Annotated in this window: 19 protein-coding genes, 5 tRNA genes and 1 pseudogene; 9 read left to right on the top strand and 16 right to left on the bottom strand. The window is 44.5% G+C overall.

Features of this window, described 5'->3' with window-relative positions:
- Window positions 1-893: 893 nt before the first annotated feature.
- The 8 genes from F995_RS02480 to secA form a co-directional block, all read right to left on the bottom strand.
- A tRNA-Pro gene (locus F995_RS02480) sits at window positions 894-970 on the bottom strand.
- A 17-nt stretch (window positions 971-987) separates the two neighbouring features.
- A tRNA-His gene (locus F995_RS02475) sits at window positions 988-1,063 on the bottom strand.
- Between the two features lie 33 nt (window positions 1,064-1,096).
- Window positions 1,097-1,173: transfer RNA gene (locus F995_RS02470), tRNA-Arg, on the bottom strand.
- A gap of 34 nt (window positions 1,174-1,207) precedes the next feature.
- Window positions 1,208-1,284, bottom strand: a tRNA-Pro gene (locus F995_RS02465).
- A 151-nt stretch (window positions 1,285-1,435) separates the two neighbouring features.
- Window positions 1,436-2,503, bottom strand: a complete 1,068-nt coding sequence (nadA, locus tag F995_RS02460) for a quinolinate synthase NadA (RefSeq protein ID WP_004645183.1) — start codon at window positions 2,501-2,503, stop codon at window positions 1,436-1,438.
- 153 nt (window positions 2,504-2,656) lie between these two features.
- A complete protein-coding gene (argJ, locus tag F995_RS02455) occupies window positions 2,657-3,877 on the bottom strand; it encodes a bifunctional glutamate N-acetyltransferase/amino-acid acetyltransferase ArgJ (protein WP_004645182.1) in 1,221 nt (406 codons plus the stop codon).
- A gap of 159 nt (window positions 3,878-4,036) precedes the next feature.
- The gene (locus F995_RS02450; RefSeq protein ID WP_004645181.1) at window positions 4,037-4,390 is read right to left on the bottom strand and encodes a hypothetical protein; all 354 of its coding nucleotides are present in this window, start codon (window positions 4,388-4,390) and stop codon (window positions 4,037-4,039) included.
- Window positions 4,391-4,531: 141 nt separating this feature from the next.
- Window positions 4,532-7,258, bottom strand: a complete 2,727-nt coding sequence (gene secA / locus F995_RS02445; RefSeq protein ID WP_004645180.1) for a preprotein translocase subunit SecA — start codon at window positions 7,256-7,258, stop codon at window positions 4,532-4,534.
- Window positions 7,259-7,590: 332 nt separating this feature from the next.
- Here secA and F995_RS02440 point away from each other — a divergent pair, with 332 nt between their 5' ends.
- Both F995_RS02440 and F995_RS02430 read left to right on the top strand, forming a co-directional pair.
- Complete coding sequence (locus F995_RS02440; RefSeq protein WP_004645179.1) at window positions 7,591-8,232, top strand: peroxiredoxin; 642 nt, start codon at window positions 7,591-7,593, stop codon at window positions 8,230-8,232.
- Window positions 8,233-8,513: 281 nt separating this feature from the next.
- The gene (locus F995_RS02430; RefSeq protein WP_004645178.1) at window positions 8,514-9,116 is read left to right on the top strand and encodes a dual specificity protein phosphatase family protein; all 603 of its coding nucleotides are present in this window, start codon (window positions 8,514-8,516) and stop codon (window positions 9,114-9,116) included.
- Here the strand turns inward: F995_RS02430 and F995_RS02425 are convergent.
- The 4 genes from F995_RS02425 to trpA are packed head-to-tail and all read right to left on the bottom strand — an operon-like array spanning window position 9,113 to window position 13,129.
- Window positions 9,113-10,156: an SPOR domain-containing protein gene (locus tag F995_RS02425; protein ID WP_004645176.1), complete on the bottom strand. Its 1,044-nt coding sequence runs from the start codon at window positions 10,154-10,156 to the stop codon at window positions 9,113-9,115. The two genes, F995_RS02430 and F995_RS02425, sit on opposite strands and share 4 nt — an antisense overlap.
- Complete coding sequence (folC, locus tag F995_RS02420; protein ID WP_004645175.1) at window positions 10,153-11,436, bottom strand: bifunctional tetrahydrofolate synthase/dihydrofolate synthase; 1,284 nt, start codon at window positions 11,434-11,436, stop codon at window positions 10,153-10,155. Before folC ends, F995_RS02425 begins: the two co-directional genes overlap by 4 nt.
- Window positions 11,433-12,329 (bottom strand): acetyl-CoA carboxylase, carboxyltransferase subunit beta, encoded by an 897-nt coding sequence (gene accD / locus F995_RS02415; RefSeq protein WP_004645174.1) that lies wholly within the window; start codon window positions 12,327-12,329, stop codon window positions 11,433-11,435. The genes folC and accD overlap by 4 nt, the downstream gene beginning before the upstream one ends.
- Window positions 12,326-13,129, bottom strand: a complete 804-nt coding sequence (gene trpA, locus F995_RS02410) for a tryptophan synthase subunit alpha (RefSeq protein ID WP_004645173.1) — start codon at window positions 13,127-13,129, stop codon at window positions 12,326-12,328. Before trpA ends, accD begins: the two co-directional genes overlap by 4 nt.
- Before the next feature lie 365 nt (window positions 13,130-13,494).
- On the opposite strand from trpA, the gene F995_RS02405 reads away from it, so the two are divergent.
- Window positions 13,495-14,829, top strand: a complete 1,335-nt coding sequence (locus F995_RS02405) for a Na+/H+ antiporter NhaC family protein (protein WP_004645172.1) — start codon at window positions 13,495-13,497, stop codon at window positions 14,827-14,829.
- Between the two features lie 48 nt (window positions 14,830-14,877).
- On the opposite strand, the gene F995_RS02400 is transcribed toward F995_RS02405, so the two are convergent.
- Window positions 14,878-15,915: an AraC family transcriptional regulator ligand-binding domain-containing protein gene (locus F995_RS02400; protein WP_004645171.1), complete on the bottom strand. Its 1,038-nt coding sequence runs from the start codon at window positions 15,913-15,915 to the stop codon at window positions 14,878-14,880.
- Between the two features lie 142 nt (window positions 15,916-16,057).
- On the opposite strand from F995_RS02400, the gene F995_RS02395 reads away from it, so the two are divergent.
- Window positions 16,058-16,936: a metal-dependent hydrolase gene (locus tag F995_RS02395; RefSeq protein WP_004645170.1), complete on the top strand. Its 879-nt coding sequence runs from the start codon at window positions 16,058-16,060 to the stop codon at window positions 16,934-16,936.
- Between the two features lie 62 nt (window positions 16,937-16,998).
- On the opposite strand, the gene F995_RS02390 is transcribed toward F995_RS02395, so the two are convergent.
- Window positions 16,999-17,991, bottom strand: a complete 993-nt coding sequence (locus tag F995_RS02390; RefSeq protein WP_004645169.1) for a DUF2804 domain-containing protein — start codon at window positions 17,989-17,991, stop codon at window positions 16,999-17,001.
- Between the two features lie 136 nt (window positions 17,992-18,127).
- Window positions 18,128-18,637: a DUF1543 domain-containing protein gene (locus F995_RS02385; protein WP_004645167.1), complete on the bottom strand. Its 510-nt coding sequence runs from the start codon at window positions 18,635-18,637 to the stop codon at window positions 18,128-18,130.
- Window positions 18,638-19,121: 484 nt separating this feature from the next.
- Between F995_RS02385 and F995_RS02380 the strand changes: the two genes are divergently transcribed.
- Window positions 19,122-21,353: an NADP-dependent isocitrate dehydrogenase gene (locus F995_RS02380; protein WP_004645166.1), complete on the top strand. Its 2,232-nt coding sequence runs from the start codon at window positions 19,122-19,124 to the stop codon at window positions 21,351-21,353.
- A 260-nt stretch (window positions 21,354-21,613) separates the two neighbouring features.
- Here F995_RS02380 and F995_RS02375 read toward each other — a convergent pair.
- Window positions 21,614-21,700: transfer RNA gene (locus tag F995_RS02375), tRNA-Leu, on the bottom strand.
- A 167-nt stretch (window positions 21,701-21,867) separates the two neighbouring features.
- Here F995_RS02375 and queA point away from each other — a divergent pair.
- From queA to F995_RS16900, 4 genes and pseudogenes are all read left to right on the top strand, one after another.
- On the top strand, window positions 21,868-22,902 hold the full coding sequence (queA, locus tag F995_RS02370) for a tRNA preQ1(34) S-adenosylmethionine ribosyltransferase-isomerase QueA (protein ID WP_004645165.1): 1,035 nt from the start codon (window positions 21,868-21,870) through the stop codon (window positions 22,900-22,902).
- Window positions 22,903-22,918: 16 nt separating this feature from the next.
- The gene (locus F995_RS02365; RefSeq protein WP_004645164.1) at window positions 22,919-23,947 is read left to right on the top strand and encodes a hypothetical protein; all 1,029 of its coding nucleotides are present in this window, start codon (window positions 22,919-22,921) and stop codon (window positions 23,945-23,947) included.
- A 49-nt stretch (window positions 23,948-23,996) separates the two neighbouring features.
- Complete coding sequence (locus F995_RS02360) at window positions 23,997-24,566, top strand: LemA family protein (RefSeq protein WP_004645163.1); 570 nt, start codon at window positions 23,997-23,999, stop codon at window positions 24,564-24,566.
- Between the two features lie 113 nt (window positions 24,567-24,679).
- Window positions 24,680-25,522, top strand: a pseudogene (locus F995_RS16900) (DUF4303 domain-containing protein).
- The last annotated feature ends 69 nt before the right edge of the window (window positions 25,523-25,591 follow it).

Raw genomic sequence — 25,591 nt, 5'->3', positions numbered from 1 at the left:
AGGGCACCAATCTTGGCTCATCAATTTTCTGACAAATATTTCTCAAATAAACTTCGAGTAATTTCTACCATCAATCAATGAAAATAATTTCGATCAATCAACCAGTAAAAATCCACACAAGTTGTTCTTCATAATCTCTTAATGATCTTCTTGCTAATTCGTCACCAGCAAGCTAGGTCGACTATATTACTCTCTATCTCTAGAAAGTCAACCAGTAATTCAGATTATTTTTAAACTTATCAAATAAAACCCAACTCAATCAAACTTAACTAAGTCACTGTTTTATCAGAAGTTTTAATCTTCATCACCGCCGATGGATGTGCATTCTACAGCATTCCCGGCCCAATACAACCCCTATTTTTAAATAATTCAGAAAAATCATCACGATTGTTTATTTATTCTACAAAAAATACAGGTTTTTCTATTTTTCACTCAAAATTTATTCAATTATTGATGTTTTAAAGTAGTTTATTTACTTATCAATGGGTATTTCTAGTTAATTTAATTGCTATATCTATCTAAAAATTTTTTATTGTCTTTATTTCAGATCAAACACAACAGATGAGTTAATAAAATAGATTTACTATGGAATCCCTTACCCATTTTAAAAATATGATCCTCATCCATCCATTAAAATTCCATTCAACAAGATAATCACTCTATAGATAAACTCTGGTTAAATTGTTGAATGATTAAAATTAAGAGTGAAGCAATGCGAGAAGAAAGCAATCTTCAATGCACAGTTTTATTAGATGAAAAATAATTTAATAGGAATTCGAGCATTCATCATGATAGCCACCGATAACAATTGTATATTTTTTATTCACATTGAATTTCAGGCATAAAAAAACCGCTTAACGCGGTATCTTTTATCTCGACCATCTTGAAGGAGATGGTCGGAGCAGTAGGATTCGAACCTACGACCCCCTGGTCCCAAACCAGGTGCACTACCAGGCTGTGCTATGCTCCGATTTCAACTTTAAAAGTTGGGGTGAATGACGGGATTCGAACCCGCGACAACTGGAATCACAATCCAGGGCTCTACCAACTGAGCTACATCCACCATCATTTTGATTCTTAACATCAAGCGACCAAATGGCGCGCCTGACAGGATTCGAACCTGTGACCATCCGCTTAGAAGGCGGATGCTCTATCCAACTGAGCTACAAGCGCGTTACTGATGCAAACATCATTTGCCTTGAAGAATTGGTCGGAGCAGTAGGATTCGAACCTACGACCCCCTGGTCCCAAACCAGGTGCACTACCAGGCTGTGCTATGCTCCGATTCATCTCAGCTTTCGTATCGAACATCGTTCGGTACGGTGTGCATTCTAGGCGCGACGCCCGGAGACGTCAACACCTATATTTAAAAAAAACCGAAAAAACGCTTCAAGCGTTTATTTATCAATCGCTTCAGACATTTTTTATACAAATTTTAACGTTTTAGTCCGGCACTAAAGTTCAGCATGCGATCTAGAGGCAGTTTAGCTCGTTCAGCAAGTACCGGATCGACATGCACTTCCTGATCTTTATGCTGTAACACATGCAAGATACCATCCAGCTCGTTCATGGCCATCCAAGGACAATGCGCACAAGAACGACAAGTTGCCCCCTCTCCTGCGGTTGGTGCTTCAATCAGAATTTTATCCGGCACTGCCTGCTGCATTTTATAAAAAATACCGCGATCAGTAGCAACGATTAAACGTTGATTCGGCAAAGTCTGTGCTGCTTTAATTAATTGTGAGGTACTACCCACGGCATCGGCAATCTCGACTACAGACATCGGTGATTCAGGATGTACCAGAACCGCAGCATCTGGATAGAGTGCTTTCATATTGGCAATACCGCGTGAACGGAATTCTTCATGTACGATACAAGCACCATCCCAGAGCAACATCTCTGCACCGGTTTTTTTCTGGATATAACGACCCAAATGCTGATCGGGTGCCCAGATGATTTTTTCGCCCAGACCGTCCAGATGTTCGATAATTTCCACTGCACAACTTGAAGTGACGACCCAATCGGCTCGGGCTTTCACAGCCGCTGACGTGTTAGCATAAACCACCACGGTATGATCCGGATGCGCATCGCAAAAAGCGGTAAACTCATCGACAGGACAACCTAAGTCCAGTGAACAGGTCGCTTCCAAAGTTGGCATCAGCACGGTTTTATTGGGTGAAAGAATTTTAGAGGTTTCGCCCATAAATTTCACACCAGCTACCACAAGCGTTGAAGCTGGATGATCGCGACCAAAACGCGCCATTTCCAGTGAATCGGAAACACAGCCCCCCGTCAGTTCAGCCAGTTCTTGCACTTCAGGATCACAATAATAATGCGCCACCAAAACAGCATCCTGTTTTTCCAGCTCTGCCTTGATCTGTGCAAATTTGTCCAATTTTTCCTGCTGGCTCATTTGATGTTCTTGTGGAACACCTAAACGATCTAAATGCGCCTGCACAATCGATTTAGCTTCATTGGCTATTAATTTGGTCGCATCATTCATAACAACTCTTACTCTACCCTCATGGTTCACTATTCAATGAACCTTTCACCCTACATCCCGGTCATCTCTGGCGAAATGCTATTTTTGACCAGTCATTAAAAATCATTAAGTATAAAAAAAGCCCCACAACGGAGGCTTTATAAACAATCTGAATTATGAGCGATAATCTGCATTGATTTTTACGTAGTCATACGACAGGTCACAGGTATAAACCGTATCTTTTGCCTGACCTCGTCCAAGATCAACACGAATCGTCATTTCAGCCTGGGCCATCACACGTGCACCGGCTGCTTCAGTATAGTCTGCTGCCGCACCACCATCTTTACAGATTTGTACATCATCTAACCAAACCTGAATTTTTGCAACGTCTAAATTCGGCACACCTGCATAACCAATCGCTGCCAGAATACGGCCCCAGTTTGGATCAGAAGCAAAGATTGCGGTTTTAACCAGCGGTGAATGCGCAATGCTATAAGCAATATCGCAGCACTCTTGAGTATTACCACCGCCTTCTACAGTCACGGTAATGAATTTAGTCGCACCTTCACCATCACGTACAATCAGTTGCGCAAGGCGTTTCATGGTACGTGTCAATACGTCTAGCACCACTGCATAACGCGGATCTTCAGTCGAAGTGATCTCAGCACCACCGGCCTGACCTGTGGCAATAAAAATACACGAATCATTGGTCGAGGTATCGCCATCAATGGTAATACGGTTAAACGATACATTGACCGTTTCAGTTAATAACTGTTGAACCAGTTCACGGCTGATCGGCGCATCTGTCGCAACATAACCCAACATGGTCGCCATATTAGGACGAATCATGCCTGCACCTTTGGAAATACCGGTCATGGTATAAGTCACACCATCCAGCTCGAACTGCTCTGAAGCACCTTTCGGAGTGGTATCTGTGGTCATGATTCCGGTCGCTGCGTCGACCCAGGCATCATCACGCAATGAGTCCAGCGCAGGCTGTAAACCTGTAAGTAAACGCTCCATCGGAAGCTGCTCACCAATCACACCAGTCGAGAATGGCAACACTTCAGCAGCCTGCACGCCTGCAAGTTCAGCCAGCTTGGCACAGGTGGCTTCTGCATTTGCCATGCCTGTAGGACCTGTTCCAGCATTGGCATTGCCGGTATTGATTACCAAGTAACGTGGATTGCCAGCTTGCAAATGGGCTTTAGATACATGCACTGGTGCTGCACAAAAGGCATTCTGGGTAAACACCCCAGCAACATTGGAGCCTGCAGCTAGTTCAAATATCACCAGGTCACGTCGGTTCTGATAGCGCACATAGGCTTCAGCCGAACCAATTTTAACCCCTTTCACCACATGCATCTGTGGCATAGATACGTCACCAACTGCCATTTTAAAGTCCAATATTGAAGTTTTAGAAAAATACAGCTTAGTTGATCTGCAACAAAAAATCGAGCCAAAGCCTGAGCCAGCCTGAGATTTGTTATGGGTTTTCACAATAAAAAACCAGTCATCAAGACTGGTTTCTACGTTTTTAAAATTAAGATATTTTTAATTTTGTGCAAGTTGTCCAGATTCGCTTAGTAAAGCCTGTTTCGCTTGTTGTTGACTTGCACTAGAAAGTGCAGGATTAGTAGCAACAATACGGTCTGCATTTGCCGCATTAGCAGCTGCAATCGCAGCGGTCTGCAATACAATCGGACGGTTCTGGTTGGCAAAGGTATAACGGATGCCGGTACGTGGGCTTGCTACAGTCACTTGCGCATCGGTACGTTGTACTTGAGCAGTGTTAGTACCTACCGCTTGCTGAACTTTATCAATTGTTGTGGTCGCTGCAGTTTGTGCAAAACTTAAGGCAGGTATTGCCAAAGCGGCAATCATGAGCGTTTTTAATACTTTTTTCATTCAGGTTATTCCACTTTGAGGTGTTGAATGAGCCATTAAATAGCATTTAATTCCTAAGACTGCAAACAGTATTCAATTTCTGAAAAATCTTCATACATAAAAAAATCAGAGCCATGTGGCTCTGATTTTTTTTAACACTGTTTAGATCTTGCCATGACACTGTTTGTATTTCAGGCCTGAACCACATGGACAAGGTGCATTACGACTTGCCGGTGCTTCAAAGACTGGTGCTACAGGATTCGCCTGAACATTTTGCTCGGTCGTCACCTCATGTTCACCTGCCAGCAAGCCGTCAAACTCTTCATGAGATAACTGCAAACGCATTGCCTCAGCCTGTGCCTGCTGCTGTGCTTCCATTTCCGCCAGCTCTTCAGGTGTCGGTACGTGGATGCGTGACAGATCTGTCACGACATCGGACTTAATCGTACCCAGCATGTTTACAAACAGGTTATAAGCTTCTTTTTTATATTCCTGCTCTGGATTCTTTTGCGCATAACCACGTAAATGAATACCTTGACGCAAATAATCCATAGCCGCCAGATGCTCTTTCCAATGACGATCCAGAGAATTCAGCATAAAGTGACGTTCAAGCGAAGCTGCAGATTCTTCACCCATTTGTTCACGACGTGAACGGTAGCGGTTCAGTACTTCATCGGTAATGCGCACCACCAAAGCTTCTTCATCCAGACGACGGTCCTGTTCCAGCCATTGTCCGATAGGAAGATCCATCGAAAGATCTTCACGCAGCGCCAGTTCCAGACCTTCACTATCCCACTGGTCATGAATCGATTCAGGCGGAATATAGTTGGCGATTACACCCTGCATCACTTCACGGATCATTTCTTCAATATAATCCTGCAGTGAATTTTCTGCCAGAATGTCGTCACGCTGACTATAAATGATCTTACGCTGTTCGTTATTGACGTCATCGTATTTCAGCAAATTCTTACGAATATCGAAGTTACGTGCTTCCACTTTACGCTGCGCATTTTCAATCGAGCGAGACACCATTTTGTGCTCAATCGCTTCATCTTCCTGCAAGCCCATGGCACGCATCATGCCGACTACGCGATCACCGGCAAAAATACGCATCAAGTCATCTTCAAGTGACAGATAGAAACGCGATACACCCGGGTCACCTTGACGACCGGCACGACCACGCAGCTGGTTATCGATACGGCGTGATTCATGACGCTCGGAACCGATAATATGCAAACCGCCTGAATCCAGCACAGCCTGGTGATTAACATCCCATTCTGCTTTCAGACGCGTTTCATCTTCAGGAGTCGGGTTTTCAATTTTAGCCAGCAACGCCTTCCAGTTACCACCCAAGAGAATATCGGTACCACGACCGGCCATGTTGGTGGCAATCGTCACTGCACGCGGCGCACCGGCCTGCGCAATAATATCGGCTTCACGTTCGTGCTGTTTGGCATTCAGTACTTCATGCTGGATCCCTGCCGCTTTTAGCTTATCCGACAGAATCTCAGAAGCTTCAATGGTGGCTGTACCAATCAAAATTGGTGCGACACCAGCTTCATGCACACGCTGAATTTCTTGAATAATCGCGTTATATTTCCCTTCACGATTTAAATAAATTAAATCGTTATGGTCTTGACGAATCATTGGACGGTGGGTCGGAATCAGCACCACATCCAGACCATAAATTTCTTTCATTTCCGCTGCTTCAGTATCAGCAGTACCGGTCATACCGGATAATTTTTTATACAGACGGAAATAGTTCTGGAAGGTTGTGGTTGCCAGAGTCTGGTTTTCCGGCTGGATTTCCAGACCCTCTTTGGCTTCTACGGCTTGATGCAAACCTTCAGACCAGCGACGTCCCGGCATGGTACGACCGGTATTTTCATCGACAATAATCACTTCACCATCGTTGATGATGTATTGCACATTGCGTTGATAGAGATAATGGGCACGGATCGCTGCAGTGACATGATGCAACAGGTTCAGGTTCGACGCTGAATACAAGCTCTCGCCTTCTGCCAGCAAGCCCATTTCAATCAATTCACTTTCAATGGTTTCAAAACCCACTTCAGTAATTTCAACTGAACGCTGTTTTTCATCAATCCAGAAGTGACCGCCATCCGGCACTTTCTCTTCTTTCTGTGCCTGTAATTTTGGTGGAATATTATTGATGGCTGCATAAAGCTGTGAAGAATCTTCACTTTGACCGGAAATAATCAACGGGGTACGTGCTTCATCAATCAGGATCGAATCGACCTCATCGATAATCGCATAGGTCAAACCACGCTGCTTTTTCTCAGCCAGCGAGAACACCATGTTGTCACGCAGGTAGTCAAAGCCAAATTCGTTATTGGTACCGTAAGTAATATCGGCACGATAAGCTTCAGCTTTTTCCATCGGATTTTGCATGGAATAAATAATGCCGATGCTTAAACCCAAAAACTCAAATAATGGACGGTTCAACTCGGCATCACGTTGCGCCAGGTAATCGTTCACGGTAATGACATGCACGCCCTGACCACTGATGGCATTCAGATAACAGGCCAAAGTACCCATCAGGGTTTTACCTTCACCGGTACGCATTTCTGCGATTTTGCCTTCATGCAAGGTAATACCACCGATCAGCTGCACGTCATAATGACGCATGCCCATCACCCGCTTCGCCGCTTCACGACAGACTGCAAATGCTTCAGGCAATAATTTATCGAGGGTTTCACCCTTATTATATCGTTGTTTGAATTCTTCAGTTTTTGCAGATAAGTCTGCATCGCTAAGGGTAGATATCGTCGGCTCGAGCACATTAATCTTGTCTACGATTTTACGCATGCGTTTGAGTTCGCGCTCATTTTTGGTACCGAAGATTCCTCCGATCAGACTTGCCAACATGAATAGACTCTCTAAATCTTGCTTGTCAAATGAATATGTTCTTAGTCGTTATTATGGTGCTAGAAATTTGAACTACAAGGGTTTTGCTGTAAAACCGCTAAAAAAATCTGATCCTTAGTTCTAGCCCTAAGATCTAAGGCAAAGTAATGTAGCAAATTTTCCCTGTGCAACATAGTCAATTAAGTGACTGATTTTTGCGCTTCTGGATAGATGGATATCCCATTTATGCAATTTACTCATAAAGAAAGCAAAAAACACTATTTTTAATCATAAAAAATTTGATTCATATTAAATCCTATCTCGACATTAAAAGACCAATTGAGGCTAAAAAGATGAGTTTACGTTTAGGCGATACCGCACCGAATTTTGAACAGCAATCCAGTGAAGGCCTGATTAATTTTTATGATTTTCTGGGTGATAGCTGGGGCATTTTATTTTCACACCCTGCCGACTATACACCGGTATGTACGACTGAACTTGGCTATACCGCAAAACTGAAAGATGAGTTTGCAAAACGTGGTGTTAAAGCGATTGCCTTGTCAGTTGATGATGTGGAGTCGCATCATGGCTGGATTAAAGATATTAATGAAACCCAGAACGCCACGGTGAATTTCCCGATCATTGCCGATCAGGATCGTAAAGTTTCCGAGCTATATGACTTTATTCATCCAAATGCCAGTGAAACTCTAACGGTTCGTTCTTTAGTGGTCATTGATCCCAATAAAAAAGTCCGTTTGATTATTACTTATCCTGCATCGACCGGCCGTAATTTCCATGAAATCTTGCGTGTGGTGGACTCCCTGCAACTCACCGATAGCCATAAAGTAGCAACGCCTGCGAACTGGCAGCATGGTGATGATGTTGTGATTATCCCTTCACTGAAAGATGAGGAAGAAATCAAGCAACGTTTTCCAAAAGGTTATACAGCGGTCACGCCTTACCTGCGCTTAACGCCCCATCCTGAGCAAGGATAAGCAGAGCACTGCTCTGCCCTGAGGAATATATTCCGCAAGAAGGTGAGAAGCTATGCTTCGAGCAACAAATTAAAAGGACTCCTTTTTAATTTTGCGCAAGACAAGCAAAGTAAAGGATAAGAGAAACTCTATTTTCCACATTTTATGCTTTATCGAATACGACATTGACGTGCCACGGATTCGATTTGTTGATACAGCCTGTCTTCGGATAGGCTTTTTTATATTCAAAATCCCATATCCACTTTAAACTTGAAATAACAAAAACAACATCTATGCTCTGTATGGAAATCTGCATATTTCTAATCCTGATGAGCTGCCTCCTGACAGGTTGCATGACTACGCCCGCCCTACCTGAACCTCAACGTCCTCAACATTGGGGACAGCCCATTCATCAGGATCATAATTTTCATCAAATCAGCAATTTTGTCTATCGTAGTGAGCAGCCTTCAACTGAACTCATTCCTTTATTAAAACAGCATAAGATCGATGTGGTTATTAATTTACGTTCACGGGATAAAGACAGCTTTCTTTTGAGCAATGAAAAATTTCAGCTGCATCATGTACCCATACATACCTGGGCAATTGATCGGGAAGATTTATTGAAAATTATGCTACTGATTCAGCAAGCACAACAAAATCATCAAAAGGTGCTCCTGCATTGTTATCACGGCTCAGACCGAACCGGTGCCAGTGTCGCCATGTACCGGATTATTTTTGAACATTGGCCGATTGAGCAGGCACTACAGGAAATGAAACATGGCGGTTATGGCTTTCATGCCATTTGGCGCAATATTGACAATCTATTCACCCCTAAAAATGTAAAATGGATTCGCGAGCAACTCACGAATCCATCTACAAAAACTTTGGTTAATGCAAAGAATTAACGCTTATCCAGTGGCACCCAATCATTCACCCAAGCTGATTTCATATTCAGGCTGGCATCAGACGCAATTTTCTTACGGAGTGCATCTGCAGTCTCACGGTCTTTGGACGGCCCCACCATGATGCGTACACCTTTAGAAGTTGAGCTTTTGGTCACTTTATAACCTTTAGCACGCAGTTTGGCTGCTACAGCATCTGCATTGGCTTCATTCGCTGCCAGTGCCACCTGTACCATCCATTGCTTGTCCTCTTCACCTTCCAGTAACTTACGCGCCTGCTCAGCTTCTGCTTTCTTCTTGGCTTCTTCGGCTGTAGCCTTTTTCTTGGCTTCTTCAGCTTTACGTTTTTCGTCAGCTTTACGTTTTTCCTCGGCAGCTTTACGTTCAGCTTCTTTCTTTTCAGCCGCTTTACGCTCTTCCTCGGTTTTACGTTTTGCTTCAGCCGCCTTACGTTCTGCTTCGGTTTTTTGCTGTTGCTCTAACTTGCGTTTTTCTTCAGCGGCTTTACTTTCAGCAGCTTTACGCTCTGCTTCTTTCTTGGCTGCATCAGTAGAACTATTGGCTTTTTGTTGGTCCAGCTGCTGCTGGGCTAACTTTTTTTCTTGCACCGCTTTTTCTTCAGCCAGACGTTTCTGCTTGGCCTGTTCATCTTCCACCAGTTCTGGTGGAATATTATCGGAACTTTGCTGTCCTAGGCGGTGTGCATTCAGGGCAGCATATTCTTCAGCCGCTTTACGTGCAGCATCTGCTTCAGCCTGCTGTTGCATCGCTAAAAATTCGGCTGCACGCGCCTCCTGTTCTGCAACCGCTTTTTCGCGATCACGGCGTTGCTGTTCAAGTAAACGCTTTTCTGTTTCTACATCGACCGTCAAAGAACCGAGCGAATGATTGCCTGCCTCTTTATTTTCAACTTCCGCAGCCTGTGCCGGATTTTGCTGACGGTCCTGATTGATTTCATCTTGGCCTTTCAGGAGTAATGCTGCCAATAAAACACCACCACCGAGTAAAACAACACCGCCCATCCAGCGCTGTTTGTTATTCATTGACATTCTTCCAAATACTCCCATACCGCTTCTAAGGTATGAAATGATCCACATACCAAAATCAGCTGATTATTATCTGTTTGATCCAGTGCTGATTTAAAAGCTAATTTTACATTGTCAAATTGTTCTACCGCCTCACCGCTTAAAGCATCAGCCAAAACTGTGACCTCTGCCGCACGTGGGACGAATAATGGTGCAATTTTCCACAATTGAACCGTGTCTTTCAATAACTTGACGACAGAATTTATATCTTTATCTGCCAGCATTGAAAATACACAAATGACTTCATTATATTTTTGATTGTAATTTAAATAATCTCGTAATTGTTTCAGCAGAAATTCCACCCCATGCGGGTTATGTCCTGCATCAAAAATCACGGTTTTATTCTGGATTTGACGGATTTCAAACCGTCCCGGCAATTTTGCCGTTTGAATGCCTTGTGCAATTGCCTGCTGGCTGACGTTTAATCCGCTCAGCAGAATGGCGGCCACGGCGGTAGAAATATTATCCAGTGCCAGCGAACCTGTTGGGAGTTTTAAGGTCGTACCCGATGAAGCAAAAGCCCAGCTTTGGCCATCTTCAAAGGCTTTATAGAAATAATCACGGTTGATTGCATACAAAGATGCATTACATTCTTGAGCTTTATTTAGAATGGCTTGCGGGATCTGTTGCTGTCCACCAAACGCCACGGGAATATCCGGGCGAATAATTCCGGCCTTTTCAAAAGCAATTTTCTCGATGGTGTCACCAAGCCAGTCAGTATGATCCAGACCAATATTGGTAATCACCGCCACATCCGGGTTGACCACATTGACCACATCCAGACGGCCGCCTAAGCCAACTTCCAGCACCCACACATCACAGACTTGATCTTTAAAAATCACAAAAGCAGCCAAGGTCGTGGCTTCAAAGAAAGATAGGCTCAAACCGCATTCGCGACGAGCCTGATCGACCTGAACAAAAGCATCAATCAGCAACTGATCTTCCACTTCAATGCCGCGCAATTTAACACGCTCATTGAAACGGTACACGTGGGGGGATTGATATAGCCCGACCTTGAAGCCTTGCGCATTCAGGATCGCGGCCAGCGTGGTGGTGGTCGAACCCTTACCATTGGTTCCTGCCACCGTCAGCACTTTGGCCTCTGGAGATGTCACGCCCAGCTTTTCAGCCACAGGAATAACCCGTTCCAGACCTAAATCAATACCCGTAACGTGAACATGGCTCCAATAATCGAGCCATGTATTTAAAGAATCTGTTGCTAAGGGTGCTGTGTTCAATGCAAATTCATCAACTTCGTAACGATACGATAAACTGTATCACGTAATGCATGACGGTGAACAATCTGATCGATTACCCCATGATCAAGCAAATATTCCGCGCGCTGGAACGGTTCTTCCAGTTTTTCACGTACAGTCTGTTCGATCACACGTTTACCGGCAAAGCCAATCATCGCTTTCGGTTCAGCAATATGTACATCACCCAGCATTGCCAATGATGCGGTCACACCGCCGTACACTGGATGAGTCAATACCACTACATAAGGCAGACCTGCTTCTTTTAAACGCTGGATCGCAGCCGAAGTACGCGCCATTTGCATCAGGGACAACATGCCTTCCTGCATACGAGCACCACCCGAAGCAGCAAAACAGATCAAAGGTTGACGAGCTTCAATCGCATGTTCTGCAGCCTGAACAAAGCGGTCACCGACCACTGTGCCCATAGAACCGCCCATGAAGTCGAACTCAAACGCACAGGCAATCATCGGTACGCCTTTCAGCAAACCCTGAATTACCACCAGTGCTTCAGTTTCACCGGTTTTCTTTTGCGCTTCAGCCATACGGTCTGGATAGGCTTTACTATCGACAAATTTCAGGGGATCTTTGGCTATAAATTCCTGACCCAATTCTGTTTGTACCTGATCAAAGAACCAGTTCAGACGTTCACGGGCTTTCATGCGCAAATGTTCATCACATTGCGGACAGACATAGGCATTAAATGACATGGCAGTACGGGTCACCAATGCATGACATTCAGGACACTCAATCGTAGGCTCGGTAAATGTCGCTTTATATGCCGTTTGCTCATCGGGTACCTGAATGCCCGGAACAGTACGCTCCGTCCATGGGGTCGATGGGCTCAGAATTTTGCCTGATTTCACTTGTTGACTCATACTAACTCATCGAGCGCTGCTCGAAGCTCCTTGACTTTATTCACCGTCGCAATAACGGCTTGTTCTGGTGCGAGCGTTGCAAACTGCTTTACAAACGCACTACCCACAATAACTGCATCGGCAGCAACACCCATCGCTTTCGCAGATGCAGCATCACTGATACCGAAACCTACGCCTACAGGAACATCAGTCACAGCTTTAATCTTTTGAATGCGTGCAGCGGCTTCAGAGACATCTAAAGTTGCTGCACCGGTCACGCCCTTCAGTGACACATAGTAAATAAAGCCGCTGGCCTGTTTCGCTACGTGTTGAATACGTGCATCGGTTGAAGTTGGTGCCAGCAGGAAAATCTGATCCATATCATATTTTTCCAGTACTTCACCCAGACCTTGTGCTTCTTCTGGTGGCAAGTCCACCAGCAGTACACCATCTACTCCACATTCATAGGCATAAGCCACAAACTTTTCATAGCCAATCACTTCAACCGGATTCAGATAACCCATCAGTACCACTGGTGTTTCGCGATCTTTCAAGCGAAATTCTTTCACCATGTGCAGGGCATCCAGGGTATTGGTTCCACCTGCCAGAGCACGTTCAGCAGCTAGTGCAATCACCGGCCCATCTGCCATCGGGTCCGAGAAAGGAAGTCCCAGCTCAATCACGTCGACACCCGCTTCCACCATCTCATGCAGCAAAGGCACTGTGACTTCTGGATGCGGATCACCCGCCATGACATAAGAAACTAAAGCTTTACGCTGTTGAGATTTAAGTTGTCCAAATCGTGTGGCTAAACGTGACATAGGGTGGTATTTTCCTTAACGTGTTTCAAACTTGAGGCATTGACTATGTAGAAATACAAGACATCGCATTGTAACGCTATTTTTTGTCCAATGAACAGTCTGCGATACCGACCTCGAGTACTTCATTTCCTGTGCGAAGATTTCAAAACAATTCGGAAGGGTCTATTTACGATTATTTTGATTTTTTTCTCAATGATCAAAGATGCCTAATTTTGCTATTACCTAAAATCCTGAATATTTAGATAAACTTATTTTTATCATATAAAAATTAATAAAAATGCAGATGTTAGCGCATTCATTTAAAGTTTTCTGAAATAGCAAAACCTGCTTTATACTAGTCCTATTCTCTTACTTTTTTATCTCCTATGCAGACTGATTCTGAGGCTACAGTGCAGGCACGCGCCATTGCACTGCTGCCGCTTATTGTATTTTTAACCATATTTTTGGGTAGCGGGATCTATCATTCCCTGATCGGAACCGAGTTCGCGTTCTATCAGGTGAAAGCGCCTGTGGCTGCCCTGCCTGCGATTATCTTGGCTGCATTAGTGTATCGCGGCAAACTCAACCAGGGCATTGAGGAATTCCTCAGAGGTGCCAGTCATCCAAACTTAATTCTGATGTTTATGGTGTTTATGTTGGCCGGCGCCTTTGCCAGCGTCAGTAGCGCCATTGGCAGCGTCGACGCCACCGTGCAGATGGGCCTGTCGGTGATTCCACCCACATTTATTCTGCCGATGTTATTTGTGATCTCGGCCTTTATTGCCACGGCGATGGGTACCTCCATGGGCACCATTGCGGCTTGTGCGCCAATCGCTTTTGGTTTCACCCAGGTTACCGATATTGATGTGATTTATGCGATTGGTGCAGTGGTCGGTGGTGCCATGTTTGGTGATAACCTGTCCATGATCTCAGACACCACCATTGCGGCGACCACCAGCCAACGCGTACAACTGCGTGACAAGTTCAGGGTCAACGTCTGGATTGCGGTTCCAGCCTCAATCGTCACTATTTTGATTTACGTGTTGAGTACCAGTAGTAGCAATGCAGTGGAATACAAGGATTTTAACTGGCTTCTGGTTTTACCTTATATCGCCGTATTTATTTTAGCCTTTAGCCGTTTACACGTTCTCGCTGTGCTGACCATTGGGGTGTTACTTTCCGGCTTGTTTGGCCTGTTTGCCACAGCTGAATTTGATCTGCTCAAACTGAATACTTCAATTTATGATGGCTTTGTCGGCATGTTTGAAGTGGCGTTATTGTCGATGTTCCTGGGTGGCCTCTCGGCGATCATGCAACGAGAAGGCGGTTTACGCTGGCTGATCGAGCGCATTTATAGCTTGACCCGTCTATTTAAAGTTGGGAAGCAACGTGCCGGCGAAATCGGGATTAGTTTTCTGGTGGTGTTTTCGAATATCTTTGTGGCCAATAATACCGTGGCGATTATTCTGTCTGGTGATATGGCGCGTGAAGTCGCCAAAGAATACGGGGTGGATCCCAAGCGTTCTGCGGCACTGATGGATATTTTCTCTTGCGTGGTACAGGGTTTAATTCCTTATGGCGCACAGTTACTACTGGCCTGTTCCATTGCAAAAATCTCGCCGGTTGAACTGATTGGTGGTGTGTACTATTGCTGGATTCTGGCCATTTTTGCGATTGCTGCGATCGCGTTTAGATTCCCTCAGGTGAAAGCAAGCACTTAATCCATCATCCTGCGAAAATAAAAAAGCGACCGATACCGGTCGCTTTTTTCAGCTTCGTGCTTTGTGTAACTGCCTTTTTCGCTCTAACAAGGTCTGTCCGGTGGCTGCCTTATAGGCCCGTGCCAAAGCCGACTGATCAGAATAATCCAGCTGCTCGGCAATCTCGGTCAGACCTAATCCCTGCTGCAACAACAGCTCGCAACGTTTAATCCGCTGCTGTTCCAGCAGTTTTTTAAATGAAGTGCCCTGTGTACTGAATAAGCGCTGCAAACTACGTGTCGACATCAACAACTGCCGGGCAAGCTGTTCAACTTTAATGGCCTGATGCTGGGTCCGCAGCTGTTCGGCAATCATTTGCTGCGCCTGTTCCAAATGATTTTCAAGGGGCGGCTTGGCTGCAATCGCCTGTTCTGCCTGATGAACCAGTAGCTGCAACAGGATTGGATCAGCCTGCTCAGACCCATGTGCCAGTCCTTGCAAATCCAGCTCTATGCCATAATAGTCCTGAGAAAATCTCACCTCACTGGCAAAAAACTTTTGATAATGCATTTGCCCCCTGTCGGGCGCATGGGCAAAACGTACACAGTGCAGTAACAGTTGATGATCCTGCAAAATGACACGCCCCAACTGCACCATCGCGGCCATGGTCAGCTCATTTAACAGATTATATTTTTCATCCAGATAGGCCCAAAATAATTCAAGACTGTGTTCACGCTGCTTCAATTGCAAAGGTACAAACTCACTGCCATCAATCACCAGTCGTTGAAAGCGAATGATATGCCGGATCATTTCCGCAACGCTGCTGCTTCGCGAAGCCATATAACCGAGCACGCCAAAATGTTCTGGACGAATAACCTGCACGATCTCGAAAATTAGTTGTGGACAGTTTAAATGTTGCCGGGTTCTTAACAGAAGCTGATTTAATAATTCCAGCGGCACTTGCGTGGCAAAAGGCTGATCAATCAGGGGGACAAGCGCTTCATGTACATCTTGCAGAAAGTCAGCTTCCAAAGGCTCAATTTGCAGACTGCGCAGATAAGTCGCCCAAAGCTGAATATAACCATTGGGTATTTTAATTTCTTGCATGCGCGCTTCCCGCTGCCTGCTTTAGTCTAAGCAGTTTTATTTTCATTTGGCATAAAATGTATAAAAATTGGCAAGCACTGTCAAAACAATTACGGCATTCCCCGACATACTGTCAGCATCGTCACAAAAAAGAATTCATAAGATGAATGCAGTATTAAAATCTTCAATAAAGCCCGTGGTCCGGACCCAGCTTGATTTTAAACTGGATGAAATCCCGCGCTACTGGTTTGGCGGTGACCCCTTTCTGACCCGCATGTTCGATGCCTTGAGCCTGACCTTTCCAGATGGCGAGCGTTATTTTATTCAGAGTGTGCGCCTGTTCCGAGATCAGATCACAGACCCGGAGCTGCAAAAACGTGTGGCAGATTTTATTCGTCAGGAAGCACAGCACGGCATTGCCCATGAGAAAATGAACCAGCTGATGCGTGAACAAGGCATGCCTGTCGATGATTTTATTGAGCGTCTGAATAATATGTTCGCCTATGACCTCAAACATCGTTCAGCACAGTTCAATATTGCAACTACGGCAGCGGCAGAACACTTGACCGCGCTGATGGCTGAAACTTTTTACGGTCAGAAATCCACCTTAAAAGACGGCCATCCTTATGTACGTGCCATGTTTGCCTGGCATGCGATTGAAGAAATGGAACATCGTGATGTGGCTTTTGACGTGATGAAAGAGGTCGCAAAAACACCTGAATGGATGCGCAAAATGACCCTGCTCAGTACGACATTTTTGATGTTTAGTTATACCGCCTATCGCGCCAATGTCATGCTGAAACATGATGGCTTCAGTGTCTTAGAGCGTCTGCAAATGAACCTGAAAGGACTGCCCTGGTTGTTTGGCCGTAACGGCACCTTGACCCGCATGGGCCCACAATATCGGGACTGGTTTAAAAAAGACTTCCATCCTAGTCAACATCCGGTTATTGCGCAATATGATGTCTGGGTAAAAACCTTAGCCGAAACCAATGATCCAATTCAGGCCGGTGAAGCCTTCTGGCAGGCCGCCAAAGATTAAGCTCAAATCAAAAGAGCCTTCAAAATTGAAGGCTTTTAAATTAGGTCTTATGTCCTGCACTTTTACCATTTGGCATAATGCTGTTCAAGCAAGGCATATTCATTTAGTAAAATAATTTCCTGATCATCCTGCTGAATCGTTCCGGAAACCTTGGCTTGCCACTGACTAAACTGGCTCCCGACCAGACGCAGGTTGAGATTTTCATAACGGCGCCAGCCTGTGCTGACCATCAGATTCAATCTTTCATCCAGCGACTGAATCGTCCATTGGTTTTCCGATTCCTGCTGGAACAGCACATCGGCCAACGGATAAATCTTGCCATTGATCCACAGACAGTTTTCATTGCCAAAACTTTCATTCACACCTGAAGCCAGATTAAGTCCAATCCGATTATGGTTCACATCCCAGAAATTACAGGACAACCAGAACCAGGCCGTTTCCGGGCGCAAAAAGCCACAGGTATCATCCAGAGAAGCAAAGCTGCGTTCATTAAACTGAATGGTTTCACCCTGCTTGTTAATGAAAAAGCCTTCACAGCCCAAAGTGGTCAGTTTCTGAGTATAGGTCCAGCCATTGATGCCGGTCGGACTGCACATACTCAGTGGATCGGTTCCGGCACAGAAAATCCGGGCACTGAGTTTAATTTCGCCGTATTTGCTGACGTTGATATAACGCACGCCGTTGGCATGCTGGATATCGATCTGAAAAGGTGACTTATGGAAATAACTATGATTAAACAGTGGCTGTTCATCCAGCACAGTGTTGCGTGACAGGAAATTAATCGCATTCCATTCCAGCACTTCATTGGTCATATGGTTATAGACATAGACAAAACCATGCCCTGCCCATGCGATATCGGCAATTGCCAGTCCAATGGTATAATGCTCGTGCTGAATACTACAGAATTTGAATTTTTTATATTTTAGATGCTTACGCCAGCCTGACAGCACATGACCATAAGGATTCTTGTATTGATATGCCTGATAGTCAATACTTTTTGGAAGTTCCTTGAAACGTCCATAACGCGGTTGTCCATTTGCCTGAATTAAATCCATTTAAGACATTCCATCTCAGTCAAAACTGCTTTTCCTTGGCAGTATTATGCCGATTATTAAATTTTGATAAAGATTTTTTTAAGTCACTCGTCGAATCATTCAGCTAGCCCTAGGTTTAATTCAATCGCAAACTGCTTTAAATCGTGAGATAAGTATTTTCCCAACGATTGCCACTGAAACTACCCTCTAACAGTTGTACGTAGCGACCATAAACCTGATCAATGGCAATACAGTCATCTACATCCAGCACACGGTCAGTATGCTGTTTTTGCCAGTGCCGGGCGAAGTAGGCTTTACCGCGCTGTTTGGCCACCATGGCATTCTGTGCAACCACCAGCACATAACGATGCAGCTCGCCAAACTCACGTGGATCATAACCACCCAGATTAATCAGCCAAAGTTTTCCATCGGATTGCTGTGGCTGTGCATCAGTAAATTGCAGCGTATAGGATTTGCCCTCGAACTCCAGTCCGTTGATTTGCGCCCAAGCATCAATATGCAGACCTTTCTGTTCCGCAAACCAGGCATTTTTCAATTGCGGATAGGTATCTTCCAGACTCTCTCCTATTGCCAAAACCACATCATGAACTTCTGTATTGGCACGGGCATGACGACCACCGAGCATCACAATAAACAAGCTGGGCATTACATTTCCTTGTTAGCGTCAATCTTTAAGATCATTTCATTGATGCTTGCCAGTATAGCGCAAAGCTATTCCATGATGATGTAGCCATCTGCCAAGGACAAATTTGCATCATCAGCCTGACTGAATTTGCGCAAAACAGCATCCAGTCACTCGGTATCCATCTCCATATCGAGGATCAGTTTAAGCCTGTGTCAGGATCAAAAAACCATTTTCAGTGAATACAATTGGCTAGCGAATCATTTCCGATCATTTTCATCAGGATTTACAGCGATAGAAGATTATTTTTTTGTACAAAATACAAACACGGCTAAACCGCACAAATCTGTACAAATTTTCGCCCAAATTTCAATCTAAAGGCATATTTCGTTGACTGAAATGCGCTGAAAGACGATACTCTCAATGTTTTTATTTAAGCAAATCGGTTCAAAGAGGCTGGGCCAAAAGTTCGGTCCTCAGAAACTCAATCCAACGCAAGGGGCTATATATGGCTGGTGGAAAGTCAACTATCATTTACACACTGACCGACGAGGCGCCATTACTGGCGACTTATTCTCTGCTGCCGATCATTGAGACCTTTACTAAGCCAGCTGGCGTTGAGATCGTCAAAAGTGACATCTCTGTAGCTGTGCGCGTGCTCTCCGAATTTACAGATTACCTAAGCGAAGAGCAAAAGGTGCCTGACACTCTAGCTGAGCTAGGTCGTCTTACACAAGATCCAGACACGAACATTATCAAACTCCCAAATATCAGTGCTTCTGTTGGCCAGCTAACAGCGTGTATCAAGGAACTTCAGTCTAAAGGCTATGCAATCCCTGACTATCCTGAAAACCCGACCACTGAAGAAGAAAAAGCAATCAAGGCACGTTATAGCAAATGTCTTGGTTCAGCAGTAAACCCTGTTCTACGTGAAGGTAACTCAGACCGTCGTGCGCCTGCTGCCGTTAAAAACTACGTGAAAAAACACCCGCACTCTATGAGCGAGTGGAAACAGTGGTCTCAAACTCACGTTTCACACATGGACGAAGGTGACTTCTACCACGGCGAAAAGTCAATGACTTTAGACCGCGCACGTGATGTGAAAATGGAATTGATCACCAAGTCTGGTGAAACCATTGTTCTTAAGCCAAAAGTTGCGCTTCAAGACGGCGAAATCATCGACTCAATGTTCATGAGCAAGAAAGCACTTTGCGACTTCTACGAAAAAGAACTTGAAGACTGTCGTGAAGCAGGCATTCTGTTCTCTTTACACGTTAAAGCAACCATGATGAAGGTGTCTCACCCAATCGTCTTTGGTCACTGTGTAAGAATCTACTACAAAGAAGCATTCGAAAAACATGGCAAGCTTTTTGATGAGCTTGGCATTAATGTCAATAACGGTATGGCCGGTCTTTACGAAAAGCTTGAAACTTTACCAACCTCTGTACGTGAAGAAATCATTGCTGATTTACATGCTTGTCAAGAACACCGTCCAGCTTTAGCGATGGTTGATTCTGCAAAAGGCATCACTAACTTCCATTCACCAAACGACGTGATTGTAGATGCTTCTATGCCTGCAATGATTCGTGGTGGCGGTAAAATGTGGGGCGCTGACGGCAAGCCTTACGACTGTAAAGCAGTCATGCCTGAATCAACTTTCGCACGTATTTACCAGGAAATGATCAATTTCTGTAAATGGAATGGCAACTTCGATCCAAAAACCATGGGTACTGTACCTAACGTTGGTTTGATGGCGCAAAAAGCGGAAGAATACGGTTCACACGACAAGACTTTCGAAATTCCTGAAGCAGGTGTTGCGAACATCACTGACCTAGAAACAGGTGAAGTGTTAATGTCTCAAAATGTGGAAGAAGGCGATATCTGGCGTATGTGTCAGGTGAAAGATGCACCGATCCGCGACTGGGTGAAACTTGCTGTGACTCGTGCACGCAACTCTGGCATGCCAGCAATCTTCTGGCTTGACCCGTACCGTCCACACGAAAATGAACTGATCAAGAAAGTTGAAAAATACCTGAAAGATCATGACACCACTGGTCTTGATATCCAGATCATGTCACAAGTACGTGCAATGCGTTATACGCTTGAACGTGTTGCGCGCGGTCTAGATACTATTTCTGTAACAGGTAACATCCTGCGTGACTACCTGACTGACTTGTTCCCAATCATGGAATTGGGTACATCTGCGAAAATGTTGTCTATCGTGCCATTAATGGCGGGTGGCGGCATGTACGAAACAGGTGCAGGTGGTTCTGCTCCTAAGCACGTACAGCAGTTAGTTGAAGAAAACCACTTACGTTGGGATTCACTGGGTGAATTTATGGCGCTTGCAGTTTCTTTAGAAGAAATGGGTATTAAAGAAGGCAATGACAACATCAAGTTACTTGCCAAAACTTTAGACCGTGCAACTGGTAAATTACTGGATAACGACAAGTCACCTTCTCGTCGTACAGGTGAGCTTGATAACCGTGGCAGCCATTTCTACCTGGCGAAATTCTGGGCTGAAGAACTTGCTGCTCAAGACGAAAATGCTGAATTGAAAGCGAAGTTTGCACCTCTTGCAAAAACTTTAGCTGAAAATGAAGAGAAAATCGTTGCTGAGCTTGCAGAAGTTCAAGGAAAATCAGTAGACATCGGCGGTTACTATGCGATTGATCAAGAGAAAGTAAATGCAGTGATGCGTCCAAGTGCTACTTTGAATGCTGCTCTTGCTTCTATGTAATGAGTTAAAAAATCGATTTAACCTTAGGTTAAATTGATTAAAAAAACCGGCACTGACGTGCCGGTTTTTTTTATGTCCAATTCATGCATCGCAATCACTGAAGTAATCTATTTTTAAACGGTGCTATGCAATGTTATTTTCACGAGTTGTCTTTTAAATCAAGTAGATAATTTTGAAGAGAAGATAAAAAGAAACAGGTTATTATTTTTCAGGCAATAAAAAACCCCAAGACTGAATGCGCTTGGGGTTTTCTAGAATTTTGGTCCCGAGGGTCGGACTCGAACCGACACGTCATCTCTGACAGCGGATTTTGAGTCCGCCGCGTCTACCAATTTCACCACCTCGGGAGTGGATGAAAGGTATAATACGCGATTTCTCAGCACTGTCAACGCAGAATATTTTCATTTGTTTATTTTTAAAACAAATCGCATTTTTTCGTTTTAAAATCGAGCAATTCCCGCCATAAAAAAGAAAAAAGTTTATACTAGCCGCAGTTTTTTTAGCGTAAATCATCATGCAACTTTCTGATTTTAATTTTGATCTCCCCGATGAGCTGATTGCTCGCTACCCACTGGAAACACGCAGTGCCTCTCGCCTGTTGCACCTCGATGCCCAAGGTCAATATCATGACCATCAATTTACCGATATTCTGGATTTACTTGAAGACGGCGACTTGTTGGTATTAAACGACACCAAAGTCATGAAGGCCCGTTTAAAAGGTAAACGTGCTTCAGGCGGTGCGGTAGAAGTGCTGGTTGAGCGTATGCAAGATCGCTTTATTGCCTATTGTCATATTAAGGCCAGCAACACTCCGAAAGCCGGTGCAGAACTTTTTATTGGCCCGGATGCAGTGAAAGTGACCGTACAAGGCCGTCATGAAAATCTGTTTATTGTAGAATTTTCACAACCAATTCTCGATGTGCTGGATCAATACGGCGCCTTGCCGATTCCGCCTTATTTCAACCGTGAAGCGGAAGAGATTGATACTGAACGTTATCAAACTGTGTTTAATGACCCAACCAAACTGGCCAGCGTTGCAGCACCTACTGCCAGCCTGCATTTTGATGCCGATCTGTTGGCAAAATTGGAAGCCAAAGGGATTCAAAAAACTTTTGTGACCCTACATGTTGGTGCAGGTACTTTCCTGCCAGTGCGTACCGATGATATTCAAAATCACATCATGCACAGCGAATGGTGCGACGTCCCTGAAACTGCGGTCGAGATGATTCGTCAGACTAAAGCCCGCGGTAATAAAGTCATTTCTGTAGGCACGACTGCCACCCGTGCAGTCGAAAGTGCAGCACAAGCACATAACGGTGAACTGGCAGCCTGGACAGGTGATACCCAGATTTTCATCTATCCGGGTTATCAGTTTAAAGTGGTCGATCGTTTGATCACTAACTTCCATTTACCAGAATCGACCCTGTTAATGCTGGTGTCTGCCTTGTCCAATCGTGACAATATTCTGAATGCGTATAAACATGCAGTAGACAGCAAGTATCGCTTCTTCAGTTATGGCGATGCCATGCTGATTGATCAGGCGAAATAAGCGAGAACCATTGCCCATGCCGATCGAGTCTGTACAACAATCCATTCATATTCGTCGCAAGAAAAATGCAGTGGTATTTCAGAATATCGCTCGGCTCTGGGATCTGGGTCAACAGGCCAAAACTCATCAAGAACTGCTCGACGGGCTGCATCCCTGGAATGGCCCGATTACGCTCAAGTTTGAAAATAACCTGCCGCTTGCGCTTGCCGGAATTGGGCTTTTTCTGATTGGCAGCATTTTTATTGCGCCGGGAAATATCTGGATTCAGGGCAGTGTTTTTCTCGGCTGTCTCTGTATCTTCTGGGCCTATATTTGCTATGAACAGCAGCAGCCCTTAGAGGAAGTCATTGCTTTTCTGGAAGAACAGGCACTGGCCAAAAAATATCAGCTTGCCTTTCAAAAACAGCCACTGCATATTTCCATGCCACTCAATCCCCTGCACTTTATCCGGCATTTAAAACAATTATTTCCAGTATTCAATCAAGGTTCGTTGAGTAATGAGATTCAGCGTTATGCCAGCACGGTCTGGGAAGATGAAAATGGCCAGCAACATCAGGTGCTACTGTTCCAATACCACTATATTGATGAAGTACAGGCCCGAAATAAGGAAGGTCAGCCAGTCAAACTGATGCAGGTCCATAAAGACCTGTGGGGCGTATTTGTGTTTGATATCCAGATTCAGGGACTGGCCGTTACGACTTCCAGAAAGAAATTTTATTATCCTTATAGCCATCCCTGGCACAGCAGCGATATTCGCACCAACCAGAGATTAAGCTTTTATGGCAGTGATCCGCTGCAAACTGCCAAATTACTCAGTCCGGGTTTTGTGCTGCGACTGGCCGACTTTTTTGAACAGCGTCAGGGTGATTTACTGTTTCACCCAGAAAATAAGATGCTGTGCTATCTAGGGCCCCATGATTTATTTCAGGTATCGAGCAAGCAGCAGAATATTAGCGATATTTCCACATTGCGCGGCCACCTGAGAACGTTTAAATTAAAACAGCTCGAAAACTTACAACATGATCTGCTGCAGTTTTTAAAATAAATTTTTCGCATCATTTTTAAAATATAGATATAGCTTGGGGAGATCTCGGATGGGATTTTTGATTTTATGTTTGATCATTGTGGCGCTGATTGTCACGATTATCATGATCCGCAACAGTATTGTCCGTCATCACAACGCCACGATTCGCGCCTGGTCGGATGTAGCCAGTTATGAACGGCAAAAACTGAAAATTCTGGATGGGCTGCAACCGCTGGTCGAGCAATACTCGAGTTTTGAAAAAGGCACGCTAGAAAAAGTCACCGAACTGCGTCAGAACATCATGAACCTGAATATCAAGGATGCCGATATTGGACAATTACAACGCATTGAAAGTCTGAACAAACAGTTAATGCATAGCCTGAATGTCGTGATTGAAAATTATCCGGAACTGAAAGCCAATGACATCTATCTGAAAATGATGGCTGAAATTGAAGAACAGAATGAAAATGTCGGTGCGGCGATTACCATTTATAATCGCAATGTCGAGCTGTTTAACAACCAGATCCAGATTTTTCCGCACAACATCATTAATAATATGTTACTCAGAAAAAAAGTGGTACGTCCATTCCGTGATCAAAGCGTGACACAGAATTTTGATTACCGTCCGAACTTTCACTGAGTGAACAGCAAGATCTGATAAAATTTTGCATCCTTGGCGCATTAACTTATTATAAAAATAGCCAAGGATGCGGCTGTATCTGTCTAAAACTTATAAAATAAAGAATAAAAATTATACTGGATTATTTAGAGCACTTGCAACAGATGCTGGTCGAGGAATTTTATCGGTTATACAACCATTATCAGGATGATGAAATCTATGCCTGTAGTCTGGTCTTTGACGAATTTTTACTGCTGGATAATCTGGCGATCTCGACTGAACGTAGTATTTTTAAAGATCCAGAAGATCCTCAGCAATATCTGGCGGAACAGGATCGCTGGAATGTCCAGAAATGGCGTTATCGGGCCCACACTTCACCCGACTCAGGACTCATCCCCTTTCAAACCTTGCTGGCCGATTATTTTAAAACCTAGCACAGCTTTGGCCATCCGGTATTGACACAGCAAAAACAGCTGCACGCGACGCATCTGGATTTATTGCTGGATAGTTTTAAACAGGCCAAACATCGTCTTTCTGAGGCCTATGGTCTGGATCTGGATGGCATCCTGTTTTTCATGAGCCTGCCAACCCAAGTCGAATTTGAATGCCAATCTGCGCAGACCCTGAATCCTGAGCATATTCATTTACAGAAATTTCTGGTATCCAGACAAACTACTCATTTACCTGCCATGCAGAAACGCTTGAAACTCTCGCAAAACGACAAGGATATTCTGATTGATCTGGAGCAGATGCTGGTAATGGAACCTTATGATTATCTGCAAGTGGCACAAGATGCCTATTTACTGACCTTAGAATCCTACTTTGTCGATAGCAATATTTATATCCAGAAACTGATCCAGCATATCGCTGCAATGGCCTCTGAGCCGGATGGCAGCTGCGCCCTTAGCCGGGAAGATATCCAGCAGCGCTTGCAGCAGTTTTCTGCCCATCCGCCAATATCTCCGGATGTTCTCTAGCTTCAGCGATAAATAAAATTACAGAGCGAATGCTCTACAATGCTGGCGTTTAGTGTAAGAATCAAGGAA

Source organism: Acinetobacter sp. CIP A162 (genome assembly GCF_000367905.1).
In the GTDB taxonomy this organism is placed as follows: Bacteria; Pseudomonadota; Gammaproteobacteria; order Pseudomonadales; family Moraxellaceae; genus Acinetobacter; species Acinetobacter lwoffii.
Note: the sequence above shows the minus strand (reverse complement) of the source record. Positions and strands in the feature narration are given on the sequence as shown.